The organism is Lentisphaera araneosa HTCC2155, assembly GCF_000170755.1.
Lineage (GTDB): Bacteria > Verrucomicrobiota > Lentisphaeria > Lentisphaerales > Lentisphaeraceae > Lentisphaera > Lentisphaera araneosa.
On the sequence record NZ_ABCK01000021.1, the window covers coordinates 20,585 to 37,626 of the forward strand.

The 17,042-nt window shown below is 33.1% G+C and carries 19 protein-coding genes; 16 read left to right on the plus strand and 3 right to left on the minus strand.

The genetic code is table 11. From position 1 onward, the window contains the following. Positions 1-1,041 precede the first annotated feature (1,041 nt). Both LNTAR_RS18110 and LNTAR_RS18115 read left to right on the plus strand, forming a co-directional pair. Positions 1,042-1,242, plus strand: coding sequence for a hypothetical protein (locus LNTAR_RS18110; protein ID WP_007280201.1), 201 nt, complete (start codon positions 1,042-1,044; stop codon positions 1,240-1,242). Positions 1,243-1,334: 92 nt separating this feature from the next. After that, positions 1,335-1,580 (plus strand): hypothetical protein, encoded by a 246-nt coding sequence (locus LNTAR_RS18115; protein ID WP_007280202.1) that lies wholly within the window; start codon positions 1,335-1,337, stop codon positions 1,578-1,580. Positions 1,581-2,074: 494 nt separating this feature from the next. Here the strand turns inward: LNTAR_RS18115 and LNTAR_RS18120 are convergent, their stop codons facing one another. Next, positions 2,075-3,391 carry an IS110 family transposase gene (locus LNTAR_RS18120; RefSeq protein WP_007280203.1) on the minus strand — a complete coding sequence of 439 codons (1,317 nt, stop codon included), beginning with the start codon at positions 3,389-3,391 and terminating at the stop codon, positions 2,075-2,077. A 1,078-nt stretch (positions 3,392-4,469) separates the two neighbouring features. On the opposite strand from LNTAR_RS18120, the gene LNTAR_RS18130 reads away from it, so the two are divergent. The 14 genes from LNTAR_RS18130 to LNTAR_RS18190 all read left to right on the plus strand — a co-directional run bounded on the left by LNTAR_RS18130 (position 4,470) and on the right by LNTAR_RS18190 (position 12,251). Next, positions 4,470-4,985 carry a hypothetical protein gene (locus LNTAR_RS18130; protein ID WP_007280205.1) on the plus strand — a complete coding sequence of 172 codons (516 nt, stop codon included), beginning with the start codon at positions 4,470-4,472 and terminating at the stop codon, positions 4,983-4,985. Positions 4,986-5,056: 71 nt separating this feature from the next. Next, on the plus strand, positions 5,057-6,307 hold the full coding sequence (locus LNTAR_RS18135) for a hypothetical protein (RefSeq protein ID WP_007280206.1): 1,251 nt from the start codon (positions 5,057-5,059) through the stop codon (positions 6,305-6,307). An 86-nt stretch (positions 6,308-6,393) separates the two neighbouring features. Next, a complete protein-coding gene (locus LNTAR_RS18140; RefSeq protein ID WP_007280207.1) occupies positions 6,394-6,903 on the plus strand; it encodes an ankyrin repeat domain-containing protein in 510 nt (169 codons plus the stop codon). A gap of 72 nt (positions 6,904-6,975) precedes the next feature. Then, positions 6,976-7,509: a hypothetical protein gene (locus LNTAR_RS18145; protein WP_007280208.1), complete on the plus strand. Its 534-nt coding sequence runs from the start codon at positions 6,976-6,978 to the stop codon at positions 7,507-7,509. Positions 7,510-7,561: 52 nt separating this feature from the next. Next, positions 7,562-7,855 (plus strand): hypothetical protein, encoded by a 294-nt coding sequence (locus LNTAR_RS27315; protein ID WP_157473683.1) that lies wholly within the window; start codon positions 7,562-7,564, stop codon positions 7,853-7,855. A 73-nt stretch (positions 7,856-7,928) separates the two neighbouring features. Next, the gene (locus LNTAR_RS18150) at positions 7,929-8,603 is read left to right on the plus strand and encodes a hypothetical protein (RefSeq protein ID WP_007280210.1); all 675 of its coding nucleotides are present in this window, start codon (positions 7,929-7,931) and stop codon (positions 8,601-8,603) included. 99 nt (positions 8,604-8,702) lie between these two features. Then, entirely contained in the window at positions 8,703-9,152 is a 450-nt protein-coding gene (locus tag LNTAR_RS18155) for a hypothetical protein (RefSeq protein WP_007280211.1), read from the plus strand. 95 nt (positions 9,153-9,247) lie between these two features. Next, complete coding sequence (locus LNTAR_RS18160) at positions 9,248-9,700, plus strand: hypothetical protein (RefSeq protein WP_007280212.1); 453 nt, start codon at positions 9,248-9,250, stop codon at positions 9,698-9,700. A gap of 3 nt (positions 9,701-9,703) precedes the next feature. Beyond that, on the plus strand, positions 9,704-10,123 hold the full coding sequence (locus tag LNTAR_RS18165) for a hypothetical protein (protein ID WP_007280213.1): 420 nt from the start codon (positions 9,704-9,706) through the stop codon (positions 10,121-10,123). A gap of 111 nt (positions 10,124-10,234) precedes the next feature. Next, positions 10,235-10,447 carry a hypothetical protein gene (locus LNTAR_RS18170; protein WP_040915274.1) on the plus strand — a complete coding sequence of 71 codons (213 nt, stop codon included), beginning with the start codon at positions 10,235-10,237 and terminating at the stop codon, positions 10,445-10,447. 71 nt (positions 10,448-10,518) lie between these two features. Continuing rightward, complete coding sequence (locus LNTAR_RS18175) at positions 10,519-11,043, plus strand: DUF2262 domain-containing protein (RefSeq protein ID WP_007280214.1); 525 nt, start codon at positions 10,519-10,521, stop codon at positions 11,041-11,043. Positions 11,044-11,131: 88 nt separating this feature from the next. Further along, positions 11,132-11,626 carry a hypothetical protein gene (locus tag LNTAR_RS18180; protein WP_007280215.1) on the plus strand — a complete coding sequence of 165 codons (495 nt, stop codon included), beginning with the start codon at positions 11,132-11,134 and terminating at the stop codon, positions 11,624-11,626. A gap of 134 nt (positions 11,627-11,760) precedes the next feature. After that, a complete protein-coding gene (locus tag LNTAR_RS18185) occupies positions 11,761-11,952 on the plus strand; it encodes a hypothetical protein (protein ID WP_007280216.1) in 192 nt (63 codons plus the stop codon). Beyond that, entirely contained in the window at positions 11,940-12,251 is a 312-nt protein-coding gene (locus LNTAR_RS18190) for a type II toxin-antitoxin system RelE/ParE family toxin (protein ID WP_007280217.1), read from the plus strand. The genes LNTAR_RS18185 and LNTAR_RS18190 overlap by 13 nt, the downstream gene beginning before the upstream one ends. 392 nt (positions 12,252-12,643) lie before the next feature. Here LNTAR_RS18190 and LNTAR_RS18195 read toward each other — a convergent pair whose 3' ends face one another. Both LNTAR_RS18195 and LNTAR_RS18200 read right to left on the minus strand, forming a co-directional pair. Beyond that, positions 12,644-14,731 (minus strand): glycoside hydrolase domain-containing protein, encoded by a 2,088-nt coding sequence (locus tag LNTAR_RS18195; protein ID WP_007280218.1) that lies wholly within the window; start codon positions 14,729-14,731, stop codon positions 12,644-12,646. A gap of 321 nt (positions 14,732-15,052) precedes the next feature. Next, the gene (locus LNTAR_RS18200; RefSeq protein ID WP_007280219.1) at positions 15,053-17,041 is read right to left on the minus strand and encodes a serine/threonine-protein kinase; all 1,989 of its coding nucleotides are present in this window, start codon (positions 17,039-17,041) and stop codon (positions 15,053-15,055) included. Position 17,042 lies beyond the last annotated feature (1 nt).

Sequence of the window (17,042 nt, forward strand, 5' to 3'; positions counted from 1 at the left end):
ATTTCTTCGCTTCGCTCGAAATCCCTAATCTCGGTCGTTCTGTAAATAAATAATGGATATAACTGGATCACTAATTTTCGCAGCATTTGAAGTCTTATTCGATCTTTTTCTAAGTGCAGTAAGACACTTATTTGATTTGTTTATGGCAACTTTTAGCAAAACACATCGGATAAAATTAAAAAAAGAATGGAACGATTCTTTTGGTAATAAAATCATGATAACTGTATGTACTTTAGGTAGTTTCAGTATCATCGGATTTATATTGCACTTAATTATGCAAATAAACTAAATAGAAAAATACAGAACCAACAAATCGAAGGAAGATTTTCGTTTCACTCAAATCTCCCTCATTTAAATCGTTCTGTAGGGATAATAAAAAATAAATTTTAAGTAAACCGAATCTAAAAAAGTGTATCTCCAAAGACTCAATAATTGATCTATCATTACAAGAAAATACGAAACATAAATCAATCACATCAAAGTGAATCCCCTACTCTACAAAACGCAGTTTTAATCTGTGTAGATGTGAACTCAGTATTTCACCAAACTTAAACGCAACTCACACCTCAAAACAATCTGAGTATATGCGAAGTCAGCAATTATCTTATAGAAATGAAAAATAGAAAAATACAGAACCAACAAATCGAAGGAAGATTTTCGTTCCACTCAAATCTCCCTCATTTAAATCGTTCTGTAGGGATAATAAAAAATAAATTTTAAGTAAACCGGATCTAAAAAAGCGTATCTCCAAAGACTCAATAATTAATCTATCATTACAAGAAAACACGAAACATAAATCAATCACATCAAAGTGAATCCCCTACTCTACAAAACTCAGTTTTAAGCTGTGTAGATGCGAACTCAGTATTTCACCAAACTTAAACGCAAATCATACCTCAAAACAACCTGAGTAGATGCGAAGTCAGCAATTATCTTATAGAAATGAAAAATAGAAAAATACAGAACCAGCAAATCGAAGGAAGATTTTCGTTTCACTCAAATCTCCCTCATTTAAATCGTTAGGATAGAATAAAAAATATTATGAATGAAGAAGATATTAAAACAATGTTCAAACTCATGAAAGAATATAGTGAGGAAGAAATGGATCAATGGGACTCATGGAAGTTTGATTCGAAATATGGTAAGGTTTACATAAGTTTTGATAGAAAATCAAATGGATATGAAGATTCGTATCATGATATATCTGAGTTACTAAAACAAGAAAAAAATAAAAAATCCTAACCATGGGTCGCAGAGGAATTTCTTCGCTTCGCTCAGAAATCCCTAAACCCGGTCGTTAGTGTAAAAAATAAATTAATAAAAAATTGAATAGAATGAACCAACTTTTCCAAATCATATTAAATCAACTAGCATTTCATGAATTATCCGATGATGATTCAATTGATCCTGATGTAGCAGTTCAACAATTAGAGCAAATTATTTATGAAGTATGTCATTTAGATCCAGAAATTTTAAACGATTTTAAGAGATACACAAAAATGATGGAAGACAAAGAAGAAAATGACGAATTAAAGAATGTTTATAAATGCACAATTGATAGCATTGAAATGAACATCTAATTGAAAAACAATAAACACTAACCATGAGCTACCTTTAGGCTACTTTTGCCAATTGAGTTGCAGAAAAAGAAACATTTTTCTTATTAAGGATGGCTGAATGATTTTGCTTTTGTCTTTAAAAAACCCTAAGTTTTTAGCGATTCTGACAAATTCTAAATGCCGCGAAGGGCAATAACTTCTAATATTAAATTAAGGCATGAGATCTACTTCCATTTTAGAGGGATTAAAACAAGGTTTCAGAAAGTCCTTTTCACTGACGAGTCTACCCATTTGGATGTGTCGATTTCGACCATCGGTCATACTTTTCAGAACATGTAAAAAAGGCCTACACCAAGTGACGGGAATTGTGCATTGACGATCATTTCTCAGATGGAGAATGATAAGCTCATGGTGATCATCTTGGCGTAGGTAAACTGATAAATTGTAAGAATCCTATTTGATTGATGCTAGAGTTTTTTTATTGATATTTTGTATTTAAGATTTGTTTTGAGAGTTCAACTAATGGCTTCGAGTACTTCTTGAGAATTTAGTTTTTCATAACTCCCTCGATCAATAAAAAGTCGCCTCGAATCAAAGCTTTGATGACTTCGATATATCCCAAAAAATGATTTCAAAAACCTCTTCATAAAAATACACATAACTAATTTCCCCGGTTTATCTTTTTGAGTTTTGATACGGTGATAATCTGGACCATAAAGAGCCTTTTGTGTCGTCAAAGGTAGCACAACTAAGGATAATACTTTTCTAGCGAGGGAACGGCCTCGTTTACTTAAACGTACCCTACCCTGATATTCGCCACTCTGGCGTTCACGTAGGTTGAGTCCTAGATATTTTGTAAGTTGCTTTAAATTCTTAAAATCACTAAGGGGACCGGTCTCTGCAAGCAACCTCGCTATATGGAACTCGGAAATGAAGTTTACACGTGCTTGAGGAATGCGATCATCTTGCTCACGGATTTCACTTAGAATTGTTTTCATCTCCGTTTTCAAGCTCGCTTTACGCTCAAGTCCACGTAGACAATTTTCATAGTGATCACTCAAAATAGATTCTAGAGTTGAAGCTGCATCAGAACAATGATTTCTGACACTCTCTTCAGCATCTCGATAAATTTGCTTCAGAGTTGATGACCACACACCTTTGCAATGAGTTCGCATACGCCGTTCGAAATAACTATAATTATAGGAGACTATTTTCCAGGGATTAAAACCGTAACACCGATATAGGGCCTGACCGGTACTAGCATACAGTAGAGATAGTTTTGAGGAGTAATCAGGCCACAGCTGCTTCAGTGTATTATGAACTTGATTACGTGCCGAAACATAGGCTTTGTCAACATCTTCGTAATGGCTATTGAGCATTCGTAAGCGCGTGTAGTTTGCTGAGTAAGTCCGATGAATCAGCACCTTATTACGCTCGGCTAAACTATTAATGAGTTCCGCATCCACTAAGTCGTTTTTGTTCGTCCCATTGAATTCGATGATCTTTGAATTCTTGACCGCCTCACCACTGACGTAGGCAGTCAAACAGTTTAAATGGGTCGCCATTGACAGAAGGTTCAAGGAATAAGGCCCCGTTGGTTCACAGACAATTCGCAAATTCAAAAAGCCTTTAGACTGTGCCAATGATAAGTAGTTTTTTAACGCCTTCTCTATTTCTACACTACGGTTAAGGATTTGCTCTCGATAGACTTCGCGCTTGTTAAGTTGCAGGGGACACTCAAAATGAACATCCAGTTTGCGACTGGAGACATCTACGCCAATATTTAGGATGTGATTGGCATTGACTTCTAATGTTTTTTCTGTTATTTTCATTCTAACCTCACTTAGATTTGTTGAAGGTTTAGAAAGGAGAAACTTTGGTCGGTGGCTCCTTTCTTTTTTTCTCTTCGAAGGACAATATATGGCAAGAACCTATCTCACTGAAATTTTAAACTTCATTAATAGTATGTGCAGAGGAATTTCTTCGCTTCGCTCAGAAATCCCTGATCTCGGTCGTTAGATCAGAATAAATTTAAAATACATTTTGTCTTAATACGTCATCTTGTGAGCAATCCACTCTATTCTTTGAGTCACGGAATTAAGCTGAGTAAATGCGAAGTCAGCAATTCACCAGAAGTGAACGCAAACTATGCATCAAATACGATTCCGAGTATATGCGGAATCAGCAATAAAAAAGAAAAATTAATCTTATTATCAACAGTAAAAAAAGAAAAGATCTAACAAGAAGCCGGAAGGAAGATTTTCGCTAAGGCTCAATCTCCCTCAGCTTAGACGTTAGATAATAAAAAATGAAACTTAAATATAAATCCAATTCAAGTACAATACTTACTCGTGAATATTCGTATATTCAAAAAGCTAGTCCACATAAAGAAACTAAACGATTACACTCTTTAAATTATCTAGCTCGTATTAATTTGTACCTTTCTCTAATCCTTCTTCCGTTCCTATGTGTGAATTTCCCTCCAAATAAAATTCTTATAATTCTATTTTGGCTTTTCATTCTCACTATATTAGGGATGAATTATTACCTTAGATATGATAAACAATTACTTAAATCAATAATCAAGGATCATAATTCCAGAAGTGAAGATCATCCATATTCAGAATATGTAATTACTGACACTCAGTTTATATGGATGGATTTAGGAAATTCTTATTCCTTATTTTTGAAAAACTTAATAAATGTAGAAAATGATGAGAGACGTTTAATTCTTACATTTTCAGATAGTTATCAAATCTACATGGTATCAGAACTCTTTTCATCACTAGAAGAACAATCTAAATGGTCAACATATCTCAAAGAAAAAATCAATATCTAACCATGGGTCGCAGAGGAATTTCTTCGCTTCGCTCAGAGATCCCTAAACCCGGACGTTAGGTCAGATATAAAATGAAATTAAATTTCAAATCAACTATTGAGCAAGGAGTCGATTGTCAAATACGACAATTGAAGATCAATAATGTTTATGATAAAAACAAAAAAACATCAATATTAGTCAAAAGTTCTTTCTTATTTCTTCTGATGTTTTCAATGAATATTACTTTAGGTTATCACACTATGATTTATTCAATTCTTATCACAATTATTTACTCTTTATATTCATTTTATACCTACGATAAGAATACCATTAAAAACTTATATAAATTCGGTTTAGATTCACGAGGAACTGATAGCCCATTAGATGCTGAATACGAAATAACCGAAAAATTTTTAATTTATAAATTTTGTAATGACGAATCACATTTTTCATGGAAGAACTTAGAAACAGTGAAAATGCATGCATCTGACATTCAAGTAGATTTTGGGCATTCAGGAATGGCACTCTTGCATAATGAAATATTTCCTGATGATGAGACCAAAGAAATATGGTTTAAATTATTAAAAACAAAAGAAAAAAAGACCTAACAAACAAATCGAAGAAAGATTTTCGTTTCACTCAAATCTCCCTCATTTAAATCGTTAGTCTAAAAGGAAATATGAAGAAGAAAATTAAAAGATTTATAATAATCAGTAGCATAATTATAACTACATTAATCATTATATTTATCTCATGGTATTCATATGATATTGATCCAATTGAGGACAAAGCATATTTACCAACGCCTATTTCAAATCCTTCAAATCACAGTAACGGATATACGTCTTTATTGAAATTAGATGAGGAGTTTAGATCTAATCCCACTAAGTATACTCCCAGTCTATTTAATAAAATCAAATTCGAGCAAATTAATGATGAAGAATTATTTAAACATCCCTTTGTAAAAAAATTACCTCACAGACTGAACGAAATTAATTTAGATGAAGAATATCAAGAAAACATACTAACAGATTATTTAGGGAAAAGACCATATTTATTATCGTCTAAATATTTCACTGATATCATATGTAAATATTCATTACACTTATGGAAAGTAAATAAACGACATGAAGCACTATCAAATCTACTGACGATTGATAAATTCATCAATAAACTTAGAAGTCAAAGACGTACTTATCACTATTTTCTGACAGTGACTGCAATGCACGATGCCCTAGATAATACAAGATTAGAAATTTTAGAAACTAAAAACTTAACTAAAGATAATTTTCAACAATTACTTCAATTTCAAGATAGACCTTATATAACCTCACAAATGCGTGAGTTATTAAAATGGGATTATAAATTAAGTTTTGAATATTATGCCAATAACACAAAAGGTATAAAACGTATAGCGTATTGTGAAAACAGAACTAAAAAATTCTGGATAGATTTAATGTTTCCAATATTTGAATCATTAAATAGAGATGAATTATATTTAGACGATAAATATTTCATAGAATATAGTGATAGAATCGAAGGTTATATGTCGGATATTTTTTCTGGTAGAAACGCAATAGGCAGAATGTATATGTCAGCAAATACACCTCCTATTTATACATTTTTATATAAGATAAAAAGAATGTTAATAAAGCGTGATATCGTAACTATTTATACTTATTTAAAACAATATAAATTTATAAATGGTAAGTACCCTGTTTCTTTAGATCAATTAAATATTGATCTCCCAAAAGATGCTTGGTCTAACTATAAATCTGAATATAAATATTCAGTAAAAACAAAAAAATTATATTCTATCGGTAGCAATAAACTGGATGATTCTGGTGATTATAAATCTGAATCAAAAAATGGTCAAATTGATAAAATTTTTAATCATATGTCACCAGATTTTGGAATCAATATTAAATAGAAAATGAAAGACTAACCAACAAATGGAAGGAAGATTTTCGTTTCACTCAAATCTCCCTCATTTAAATCGTTATGAAATAAAAAATTATGTCAATACAATCACAAATACCATTGATCTCCGAGTTCATACACAAAGGGAAAGCTTCAAAAATCATTGAACTTTTTGAAGAAAACAAAACGTTAATACATCAAAAACCAGCAGGTTGGTCATGGTTACATATGGCTTGTGAAGAAAATAACCTGGAAGTTGTCAAATTACTTTTAAACTATGGCTTAAATATTAACGAAAGAGATGACTATTCTCAAACTCCATTAACTCGCGCTGTATCCCATAACCAACTTATAATTGCAAAATATTTACTAGATAACGGTGCTGATGTAGATGCAAAAATAGATAATAGTAAAACAAATATTATGATAGCTATTCAAGAAGGTAATTTAGAAATAGTAAAATTACTTATTGAATACGGTGCTAATCTAAGTTCATCATATATAAGAAATGATAACAAAGTCATTACGCCTTTGATATTATCTAAAGAATATGGGTGGAAAAATATAATTAATTATATCGAACAACAAATAATCAAAAATTCATAACCAAAAGCTGGAAGGAAGATTTTCGCTTAGGCTCAAATCTCCCTCAGCTTAGACGTTAGCTAGGAATGAAAAATGAGATCCACAACTCTACTTATTATATTCATCTCGTTATTAGGGTTTGCCTCAGATAAACAAGTCATCCGTTGTATCGCTTGCAAAGAAATATGTTCTCAAACTATTGATATAAAAGATGATATATCTAAACCAAGCAAGAACATAACTATATGGAATCGCAGTATGTGTCCAAATTTTCATTCTTATGGTTTTATATGTCCTAAAGATTTTTATGCTTATTCATCATATGAAAAACAATGGAATTTATCTACCGTCAACAAAGATGCATTCACTATAAAATTAAATAGCAGTATTTATAACGTACCTATTCCTAAGCAAACAATAAATTTAGTTGTTTATGATCAAACTATCACAAAAAAGAAAAAGAATGAATCCCTCTGTTTTTGGATAAAAATAGATGAAACCTATATCCAAGAAATAAAAAAATACTGCCAACAAAATGACTTAACCCTTAAGATTCATAATGAGAAAAACAATACTTGCTATATCGAAATCATTAAAAAAACAATAGCTAACAAAAGATCGGAGTGAATACTCTCGTACCTCGAGTATCACTCAATCCAGACGTTAGTGTAGAATAAAAATGAAAAAACTTTTATACATTACTCTGCTTATTACTCTTATGTCATGTTCATCAAAATCAGAACATTACAGAGTGAGTGATATTACAACAACTATACACGAAGATGGTTCATATACTGAATCTTGGACATGTTCATGTAGTATGGGACAATATTCAAAATATGATAAGTCTGGTGATTATTTTGAAAGCGGAACGATTGGATATTCAGACAAAACACTTGATGAACTTGCTATAGAATGGTCAATCGAAGAAATACCAAATGAACAGAATATTGAAACTAAAAACAAACACTAACCAGGAGCTGCAGAGGAATTTCTTCGCTTCGCTCGAAATCCCTAATCTCGGTCGTTAGGTGGAAAATAGAAAAATGAAAAGACTACGAAAAATAGCATTAAATCTTAATAGATCTGATTGGCCAAATGATTATGGTTATCAATTTCTTTTACGGTCAAGATGCCTTTGTAATTACATTGAACGTAGACTTAAAAAAGAAATAGTTGAACTTATCGATTCTACTAAAATTGTGATTACAGGAGAAAAACGTGAAAACAGTCAATTCTATATCAATTCTTCGAATATCGCCTGTTTAAATGTTCCGTTTAATCCTGAAACATATGACCTTTTAAAAGAACATGAATACAATGCTTACATGGTAAATTTTTTGAAAGAGCATATCACAAATGAACCTAATATCTGTAATCAAGAAGCAAATAAATTATTTGATATAATAACTGATTTTGAAAATGAAGGATCCATAAATAAATTCATTTATAAAAAGAAAATAAATAAAGATAAAAAATTAAAAATTATCCTCGAGCAAACCCTCACGGTTAGTGAGTTCGTTTTAAAACTAGATATACAAAAATCAAAAGAAAGTGTTTATTCAAAAATAATTTTAAAAACAGATCCTGATGAACTAGCATTCCACTATAGATACAAAGACATTGTTTTTGAAGATAATTTTTTAATTGTAACTAGTCGAACAAGTGAACCACTGATAAAGCTGAATTTAGACGAAATTGAGCATAAAAACAACACCTAACCATGAGCTGCAGAGGAATTTCTTCGCTTGGCAAAAAAAATGAAACATTTTTAGATGCCAATCTCGAAATCCCTAATCTCGGTCGTTAGGATATAAAATATGAAAACAATATTCATCATACTCTTAGCACTTGTATCGTCATGTGACTTTATAGAAGTTACATCTACGAAAGAACCAAAAACTGAACGAGAGGCACTCAATTTGGCCGGAATTATATATGATCAAGAAATTGAATTCATTGATTTCACTTATTCCCCTGGTTTTCAAGATGATGGGATGGAAATAGTATTTGATATACCAAAAGAAAATATAAAATGGTTTTGGTACCATTCACCATTTTATGAAGAAGAAAAAATAGAATATAGTGTAGATAACAAGGACAATATAAAGTTCCCAATTTACGGAAATGGTAAATTATGGAAAGAAGCAGAAAATGCTACATCTGGATTATATTCAGTAGCTAGAGTGAATGGCAACGATTATAGCAAAATATTTGTAACTCAAAAAGGTAAAATATATAGATGTTATTTAAAATGGATAGAAATGTAAGAATCCTAACCAACAAATCGAAGGAAGATTTTCGTTTCACTCAAATCTCCCTCATTTAAAACGTTAGTCAAAAAAATCAACAACGGAAAAACATCATGAACAAATACTTAATTATATCTTTCATAAGTTTCTTTTTATTTTCTTGTTCGGAACAAACAGAGACATCATCAGCTCCAACTACAGAAATAAAAAAAAATGAAAATAAGATCGTAGGAAATGTGCTCGATGGTTATGTGCCGGTAGCAGATAGTCCCGAAGAATTTTTGATCAATACATTTAAAAAGGTAAATAGCGGACAAATGACTTTAAAAGATTTTACAGCTATTTATACGGAAAAAGAATTAATTACGAATAAATTTGCTCCCAAGAGAAAATTTGAGAGTATAAAGAAATTAGATCTAACTAAAAGGTTTGATTTAAAATCACGTGACTATAAGGAAACTGGTTCGCGACAAATTATCATAAAATCTGAGGGAGAAACGACAGGAGATTTTTTTGTTAAAAAAATTGATGGTAAATACCGCTTTACAAATATGGACGGCGAGTAAAACATGACCACTAGTTTGAACGTACTATTAGCCTTATGCATTAGTTGTTTATTAACATCATGCTCACAACAAAATGAAGAAACCCCACAAGAGGGGTTAGAAGCAATCATAGATTTATATGAAACTAAAAACATTACTAAACTTGTTAACGAAAGATATACAGAAATTCATAAATTTAAAAATGAAGAAGATAAACAAGAAGTGATTAATAAAATAACAAAATACATTTCTAATGAAAAAAAATATGAAGAAATGATTCTATTCTTTAAATCTGTACAAAACACAGAACCAAACTTTTCACAAACAGATCCAAAATGGGTACAACCCACTGAAACTGGTGAAAGTGCAAACTTCAAAGGGAAACCAGGACAAACTTATACATTGTATGAAATGAAAAATGGTCTATGGGGTTTCCGCATGTAATGAACATGACTAACCAAAAAATCGAACTGATATTTTCGTTTTGAATCAAATTTTAAATAGAAAATACAGCTCATTTAAGTCGTTAGATAATCATAAAATTTAAGGTAAGAAATGAAGCAAAATTTAATCCTATGTATAGTTTTTTTATGCATATCTGGCTTTTTTGGAAAGAACTTAATTTCTAAAAAAGAATCACTAAACACAAGACAAAACTCTGCTCAAACGACAAGTATGATAATCACAGGTTTATTTACTTCATTCGGTCTAGTTTATGGATATAGAGCATTCACTGTAAAAAGAAATAAAGAAACGGACAATATCTAACCAACAAATCGAAGGAAGATTTTCGTTCCACTCAAATCTCCCTCATTTAAATCGTTATGAGATAATATAATATGAAAGAAAACCTTGAAAATATATATGGCATATTTGTCTTCAATGAAGAAGACGAAAAATACTTCTTAAAAAACGATCACTATGATTACTCTATTTATGAAGAATTTTTAAACAAATACACTTTTGATATAATTGAAGAAATCATTAAATATGTAGAAAGTAACTTGGACTTCATTTACAAAAGTGCATCTGATAAACTTTTAAATACATATAATGAAGGTTGGAGATTTGACGAAGTTTACTGGAATGGTTTAACCATTTCAGAATTCTATGCAAAGTATCCTGGTGAAAAAGGAGACGAAATAGAAATTGTGGAAACTCGAGAAAGGTTACCAGAATTAACGGAAAAAGATTTTATCAAAAGGTTATATTACAAAGGTATAGTCTTTGATTATAACGAAGATGATCCATACGAGTACCCCGTACAAGTATATATAAATACAGTAAATGATTTATTTACTGAACATTCAATCAGTGTTTCTTTGAATATAAAAAATGAAATAATGAGTGTTGGATTAGCATAATAGAAAACTCATAACCAAAAACTGGAAGGAAGATCCTCGCTAAGGCTCGGATCTCCCTCAGTTAAGTCGTTAGATCAAATAAAAAACAATGAAAATATTCGCAGTAATCACAATAATTATAGTATTAATCCTAAGCGCATTTATAGGCCTCAACGTATTTATCAAAAATATCTATGAAGAAACTAAAGCTCAAGATGACAGTATTACTTTCACTCTTAAGGAAGTAGATCAGTCTGATCAGGTATTCATTGATAACATTACGTCTACATGGGAAGAGACACGTTTGAAAGACAACCTTGTAGAAATGGTTATTCAAAATCAAAAAACAAAGCCTTCAATGGATGCCGTCATACTACTCTTTACATCAAAAATGGACAACTATTCCTATTTCAAGTGGGAACGAAACATGAAACATATTGCAGAAGGAAGTGTTCGTTCCATTGTACAACTATACTGTAATGATCAAATTATTTATCATTCAAAAAAACAAAATTATGTTTATATTAAATCTAAAAATATAATTCATTACTACACTGTTTCAGGTAATAAAATCTTAGAAATAAAATACGAAAAAAAGATCTAACCAACAAATCGAAGGAAGATTTTCGTTCCACTCAAATCTCCCTCATTTAAATCGTTATAGAATAAAATGAAAAAACCACAACTATATGGTAAATATATAAGTACAGAACTATAGTACAACAAATGGAGAACATCATGTCTGTAGCTATACAACGATCAACTATAATAAAAGCCGTTCAGGATCTCCCTGAAGAAACAAGCGTAGAAGCAGCGATTGAAAAATTATATTTAATATCTAAAATTAAAAAAGGTATTAATCAAGCTGATGCAGGGCAAACATTATCACATACAGAAGTAAAGAATAGACTTGGTAAATGGCTGAAATAAGGTGGAGTACACAAGCTAGTGAAGATGTAGAAGCTATAGCTGAATTCATTGCTAGAGATTCAGAATTTTACGCAAAAATATTTGTTACCGAATTGTTCAACACAGTTGAACGACTCGAGACTTTTCCTGAGTCAGGAAGAATGATTCCTGAGTTTGAAGTACCTAATATCAGAGAAATCATTTTAGGTAATTATCGCATTATCTATAGAATAGAAAAAGAGCGCCCTGAAATACTAACAATTCACCACTCTTCTCAACTATTCAACAAAAGTCTAAACGGCCTTAGATCCACGATATAAAAAACGATCTATAACCATGAGCTGCAGAGGAATTTCTTCGCTTCGCTCGAAATCCCTAATCTCGGTCGTTAGAGTAGAATAAAAATAAAGATTTAGAGCATTAAGAATGCGAAGAATCTTTTTATCTAAATGCATGTCAAACATACAAAGTCGAGAATTATCTAAATGCGACGCATAGCACACATGCGAATCAATCTTATCTTAAATGTGGAACGCAAAGTAAACGAATCTAAGAATCGAAATACAAATCAAATTATCTGGAGTCAAACAAGAATCGAAATGTTTGGCGAAGCACACATATTTATAAATTAATCGCTAATTATCAACAATAAAAGAGAAAAGATCTAACAAAAATCTGTAAAGAGCATTTTTTATCAGAGTTTGATATAAAATCAGTCCTCAAAGTTCTCTACTAAGGGAAAATCCTCAATCGCATTAAGCACCCACCAAGAACTCGTTCCACCGCTGTCGTTATTACCAGGAATGCCATTTGGACCCGGTTGAAATTGGTACTTCATAACTGCTTTTATAACTTCCTGAGTTCTTTCAGGCTTCGAAGACCATTGATAGGCATAAGGCGCCTCCATATCACATTCGTTGTTGAGTCCTTCAAAGCGAAACTTACGTAACTGACGTGGGAAGCCCTCTATTCCATCTGGTGAAACTGTACCAGCTTCAATATCTTTAAAACCAAAAAAGGTATCCAAAAGTTCCGTGAATTTTTCTTTTCCACCGGCTAATTTCACGCGCTCCTCCATGGCAAAATGCGGTCGGAAAGAATAGTTCCACTGAGTCCCTTCATAGTAGTCGCCCTCTTTGAGCAAACCGGTTTCAGAGTCATATACTTTTTGCCAAATATTGCGGTGTTCTGCATATTTATCATATAGGCTTTGAAGACCCTCTCCTTTTGCAATAAAACAAATCGCCGCAAAGGCAGAGGAGACATCTAGGGTGTGGGTATTAGATAAACCCTCAGCATGACCATTTTTAAGTATCTCTTGCACGCGGTCCATCTGAGCAAATTTATCCGCATTTTTCAATGCTTTTTTCCAGTCAATGCCACCAAGTTTACCCTTGTGTTTGTAGGCATAGGCTAGCGTAACCCACTCCATGCCCGTACATTGACCGTCAAATTTCTTCATGTTTTTGGGGTCACACTTCTGATAACCACAAGGGAAGTAACCATGGGTATCCATGGCATTAATCATGCCCTTAATAACTTTTGATCCGTATTCTGGGTAGTATTTAACAAGCAGAGGAATTTGCGTTTTGTACACATCCCAAAGAGTTGAAAAATCCGTAACAAAAACTTCATCTTCCCAAAATGGGCTCTCATTATCGCAAATGGATGGTTTGACTAATGAATGGTAGAGGTTGGAATAGAACAGTTTTTTATCGCGCTCATCCTTAGCCTTGTAATCAAGTCGTGTAAGGCATTGCTCCCAAGTCGATTCTGCTTGAGACCTGGCTTCGTCAAATGAGTTTGGTGCACTCATAAGATTGGCTTTGGCCTGCTCAACAGACCTGAACGAAAAGGCAATCTTTAACTCAATATTGGAGCCAGGCTCTGCGTCAAAGACATAATCGAGATAGAACATACGGCTATTTTTTCTCGTAAGTTTATTGATTTTAATTTCAGCTTTATCCGTGGACTTTTCGGGATCTGGGTTTGGAATCACAACTTTTCTTTTCTTATTATTGCCTTTACTTCGCTCTGGCCTTTCTCCAATCACATGATAGAAGGAACCATTTTTAAAGGAAACACTCGACTTGACGGCAAAATAATAATTAAAACCTATATGATTGAACTCACCTGTTAAAAGTGTCTCACTTTCTTTCTGCGCTTTGACATTACGAACATTATCCTCACGTGTATCTAAGCCCCCCTCAGAAAAGTCAATAGAAATTTGTGGGCTCTCCATATTCGCTGGGATATGATAACGATGAAAGCCAACTTTTTGCGAAGCAGTTAATTCGACCTTCACATCATTTTCAGCGATAGTGCAGTTGAAATAACCTGGATGAGCATTTTGCTCATTCATTTTAAAACGAGTTTTACGTGTTTCTTTGTTGTAGTTTGTCGTAGGACTAACGCGAAGAAAATTATAATAAATTCCTATTGTACCCGTGCCTGATTGCTGCATGTGAGTAAAGCCATAGGCAGCATCTTTATACTTATCAAAGTACTGAGCTTTACCAGTAAAAGTTTTTTTATTAGCTCCATAGCCAGTCGGATAAGCACCGGTGTAAGGAATGATTGATACCATACCAAAGGGCATTTGCGGCCCAGGGTGCGTATTCCCCTGCTGGGCTTTTTCCCAGTTCCAGGCTGCTGCCACGCCCTTTGCAGGTGGGATATCCGTACCAGCATTACCATAAAAAGGGTCGGCGTATTTTAGCGCCTCGTTCAGGTGACCCTGTTGAGCACTTAGGCTCAAAATCCCTATTGATAAGGAACAGAGTATTTTTGTGAAATTCATGGTGATAGATCTCCAGCTAACAAAAAGCGTTATTAATAATATGAATATTCTTTGTAGACCTATTTCGAATGTTTAGGACAAAAAAAGACACTAAATAAAATTAAATTCATTAAGCTAGTTATCGCGTATCATAACTTACCTCATCCCATCACAGTCATTTACTTTTTCGATTGGGTAGATAGTACTGCTAGTCGTTTTCTTTAATGCTTCGCACATGAGGGACCTGTCCCCCCTCACGCTCCCCGCAAGAGCCTGCCGGTCCTTGAACCGGTAAATAAGCTGCTTTGCAGTCTTCCAACTGCCTTAGCTACTTAATTGATTCTACTCTTTAGGTACGACTTCAACTACTCTCACTCGGATTGATCTTGGTAATTTAGATATTTGTTTATCATCTAACTGCCCTTCATAGCCTACCAACTCAGAGAGTTTTTTTAATGTATAAAGCTTGTTTAAGTCTTTAATTGGAGTGTCTCTAATATCTAGTGTTTGGATTTTGATGGATTTGAGTTGAGCTAAATCTTCTACTGCTGAACCTTTGAGATTCAACTTATCTATCCGCATAAATCTTAAGATTGATTGGCCTGAACTCTCGTCATCCGAACCTTTCAGATACTTAATTTGAGGGGAAGTTAAATCCAGTTTGTTACGATTATTCGAATACTCATAACCACTACCATCCCATTGCGGATTAAGAATTTTTATGAGTTCCTTCACTACATGTCCAAAGCTAGCTGTATATTTTGACTTTTCAGAAACGTAAGCCAACATCTTCTCACCTACTGAATAATGATTCTTGACTTTGCCCTTTAATTCCCCAATCAATTGAGCAAGGTTTATTGGCGTCAATTGATTTGTTTTTGCACTAATTAATGGCGCATATTTTTCACATAGCTGTGAAATTTCAGGATAATTATTTGTATATGGAGAACGAAGTACATCATCAAAACGCTGCATAATAAATAGCGCATAAATAAAGTGTTCTTGCGCAACTGGATGCCCTGGAATTGTTGTCAAAATCTTTTGTGACTGATCAAGAGTTCGGGCCAATGATTCAGATGGATATTGGTAGATAAAGGTTTTTGAGGCGAGCTCAGCTTCTTCCAAAAAAGTCGAGGTTAGTTCATCGAGTAAACTACTCGCTTTAGCTGCAGCAGATTGTGCCTTTTCGCTAGCTATTCTCGTCTCATTGACTTCTTTTTTAAGGGCATCTATAAAATAAAAACTTATAAAAACAATCACTAGTAATGCCGAAAAACTAACAAAAGAAGTCGCTTTATTGCGTTTTATAAAAAGTTTAAATTCTTTATACAGGTTACTATCTTCAGCCAATGTTGAGTAGCCTGCCAAGTATTTTTGAATATCGCCTTTGAGCTCAAGTACGCTACTATAACGATGATCGGGTTCTAAGGCCATGGCTTTTTTCACCACTGCAATCAAGCTATTTGGTAATGAGAAATCAACTAGCGATTGAGGGTCTCTAACATTCCCCTTTAAGGTGCTCTTTAGTATATATTCAACACTACCTTCCAAAGGTCGATGATGAGTTAATATCGAATACAGAATACAGCCTAAAGAATAGATATCTGAGCGTTTATCAGACTCTCCATTCAGATTAATTTGCTCAGGAGACATATAACCAGGTGTGCCAACTACTTTATTTTTAGAACTTATATGATTTAATAAGTCAACTTCTAATAATGTTTCTTCAACACCTACTATTTCTGTATTATTTAATATTTTGCCTAGTCCCCAGTCACAAACGAGAACTTCACCAAAATGCCCCACCTGAATATTGTCCGGTTTAAGGTCTAGGTGGATAATATTTTTAGAATGGGCATAGGAGATAGCTTCACATATTTTGACAAAAATCATAAGGAGTTCATGCAATGAATAAGTCTCTAAATACTCCTCGTCTTTGGTATTTAAGTTTTTAAAGATTTCCCCCAATGAGTCCCCTTCTTTAAGATCCATGGTAAAATAAGGTTGCCCCAAATCATTAAGTCCCACATCGTGAATTGAAATAATATTTGGATGCTCAAGTAAAGCGGTGAGGCGTGCCTCTCTTAAAAAAACTTCATACAAATGTTTATCGTTGGGCTTACCTAATTCTGCAAAGGCTATGTAACGAGAGGTTGATAAATCAAAGGCACGTTTAATTGATTTCATTCCTCCGGTAGCCACCTGCTTTAATTCAGTATAACGCTCTTCAATATCACTGAGCTCGGAATAAATTGGAGAGTCTTGAAAATCAGCGGGTTCTTCATGAAAGAAATTTTTTAATTTTTTTGCCAAAGCCCTATCATCTGGCATT

Coding starts and splice junctions, on each gene's coding strand:
- LNTAR_RS18160 (WP_007280212.1), top strand. CDS start 9,248: ATGAACAAATACTTAATTATATCTTTCATAAGTTTCTTTTTATTTTCT.
- LNTAR_RS18110 (WP_007280201.1), top strand. CDS start 1,042: ATGAATGAAGAAGATATTAAAACAATGTTCAAACTCATGAAAGAATAT.
- LNTAR_RS18190 (WP_007280217.1), top strand. CDS start 11,940: ATGGCTGAAATAAGGTGGAGTACACAAGCTAGTGAAGATGTAGAAGCT.
- LNTAR_RS18200 (WP_007280219.1), bottom strand. CDS start 17,041: ATGCCAGATGATAGGGCTTTGGCAAAAAAATTAAAAAATTTCTTTCAT.
- LNTAR_RS18140 (WP_007280207.1), top strand. CDS start 6,394: ATGTCAATACAATCACAAATACCATTGATCTCCGAGTTCATACACAAA.
- LNTAR_RS18150 (WP_007280210.1), top strand. CDS start 7,929: ATGAAAAGACTACGAAAAATAGCATTAAATCTTAATAGATCTGATTGG.
- LNTAR_RS18175 (WP_007280214.1), top strand. CDS start 10,519: ATGAAAGAAAACCTTGAAAATATATATGGCATATTTGTCTTCAATGAA.
- LNTAR_RS18145 (WP_007280208.1), top strand. CDS start 6,976: ATGAGATCCACAACTCTACTTATTATATTCATCTCGTTATTAGGGTTT.
- LNTAR_RS18195 (WP_007280218.1), bottom strand. CDS start 14,731: ATGAATTTCACAAAAATACTCTGTTCCTTATCAATAGGGATTTTGAGC.
- LNTAR_RS27315 (WP_157473683.1), top strand. CDS start 7,562: ATGAAAAAACTTTTATACATTACTCTGCTTATTACTCTTATGTCATGT.
- LNTAR_RS18185 (WP_007280216.1), top strand. CDS start 11,761: ATGTCTGTAGCTATACAACGATCAACTATAATAAAAGCCGTTCAGGAT.
- LNTAR_RS18135 (WP_007280206.1), top strand. CDS start 5,057: ATGAAGAAGAAAATTAAAAGATTTATAATAATCAGTAGCATAATTATA.
- LNTAR_RS18130 (WP_007280205.1), top strand. CDS start 4,470: ATGAAATTAAATTTCAAATCAACTATTGAGCAAGGAGTCGATTGTCAA.
- LNTAR_RS18170 (WP_040915274.1), top strand. CDS start 10,235: ATGAAGCAAAATTTAATCCTATGTATAGTTTTTTTATGCATATCTGGC.
- LNTAR_RS18120 (WP_007280203.1), bottom strand. CDS start 3,391: ATGAAAATAACAGAAAAAACATTAGAAGTCAATGCCAATCACATCCTA.
- LNTAR_RS18180 (WP_007280215.1), top strand. CDS start 11,132: ATGAAAATATTCGCAGTAATCACAATAATTATAGTATTAATCCTAAGC.
- LNTAR_RS18165 (WP_007280213.1), top strand. CDS start 9,704: ATGACCACTAGTTTGAACGTACTATTAGCCTTATGCATTAGTTGTTTA.
- LNTAR_RS18115 (WP_007280202.1), top strand. CDS start 1,335: ATGAACCAACTTTTCCAAATCATATTAAATCAACTAGCATTTCATGAA.
- LNTAR_RS18155 (WP_007280211.1), top strand. CDS start 8,703: ATGAAAACAATATTCATCATACTCTTAGCACTTGTATCGTCATGTGAC.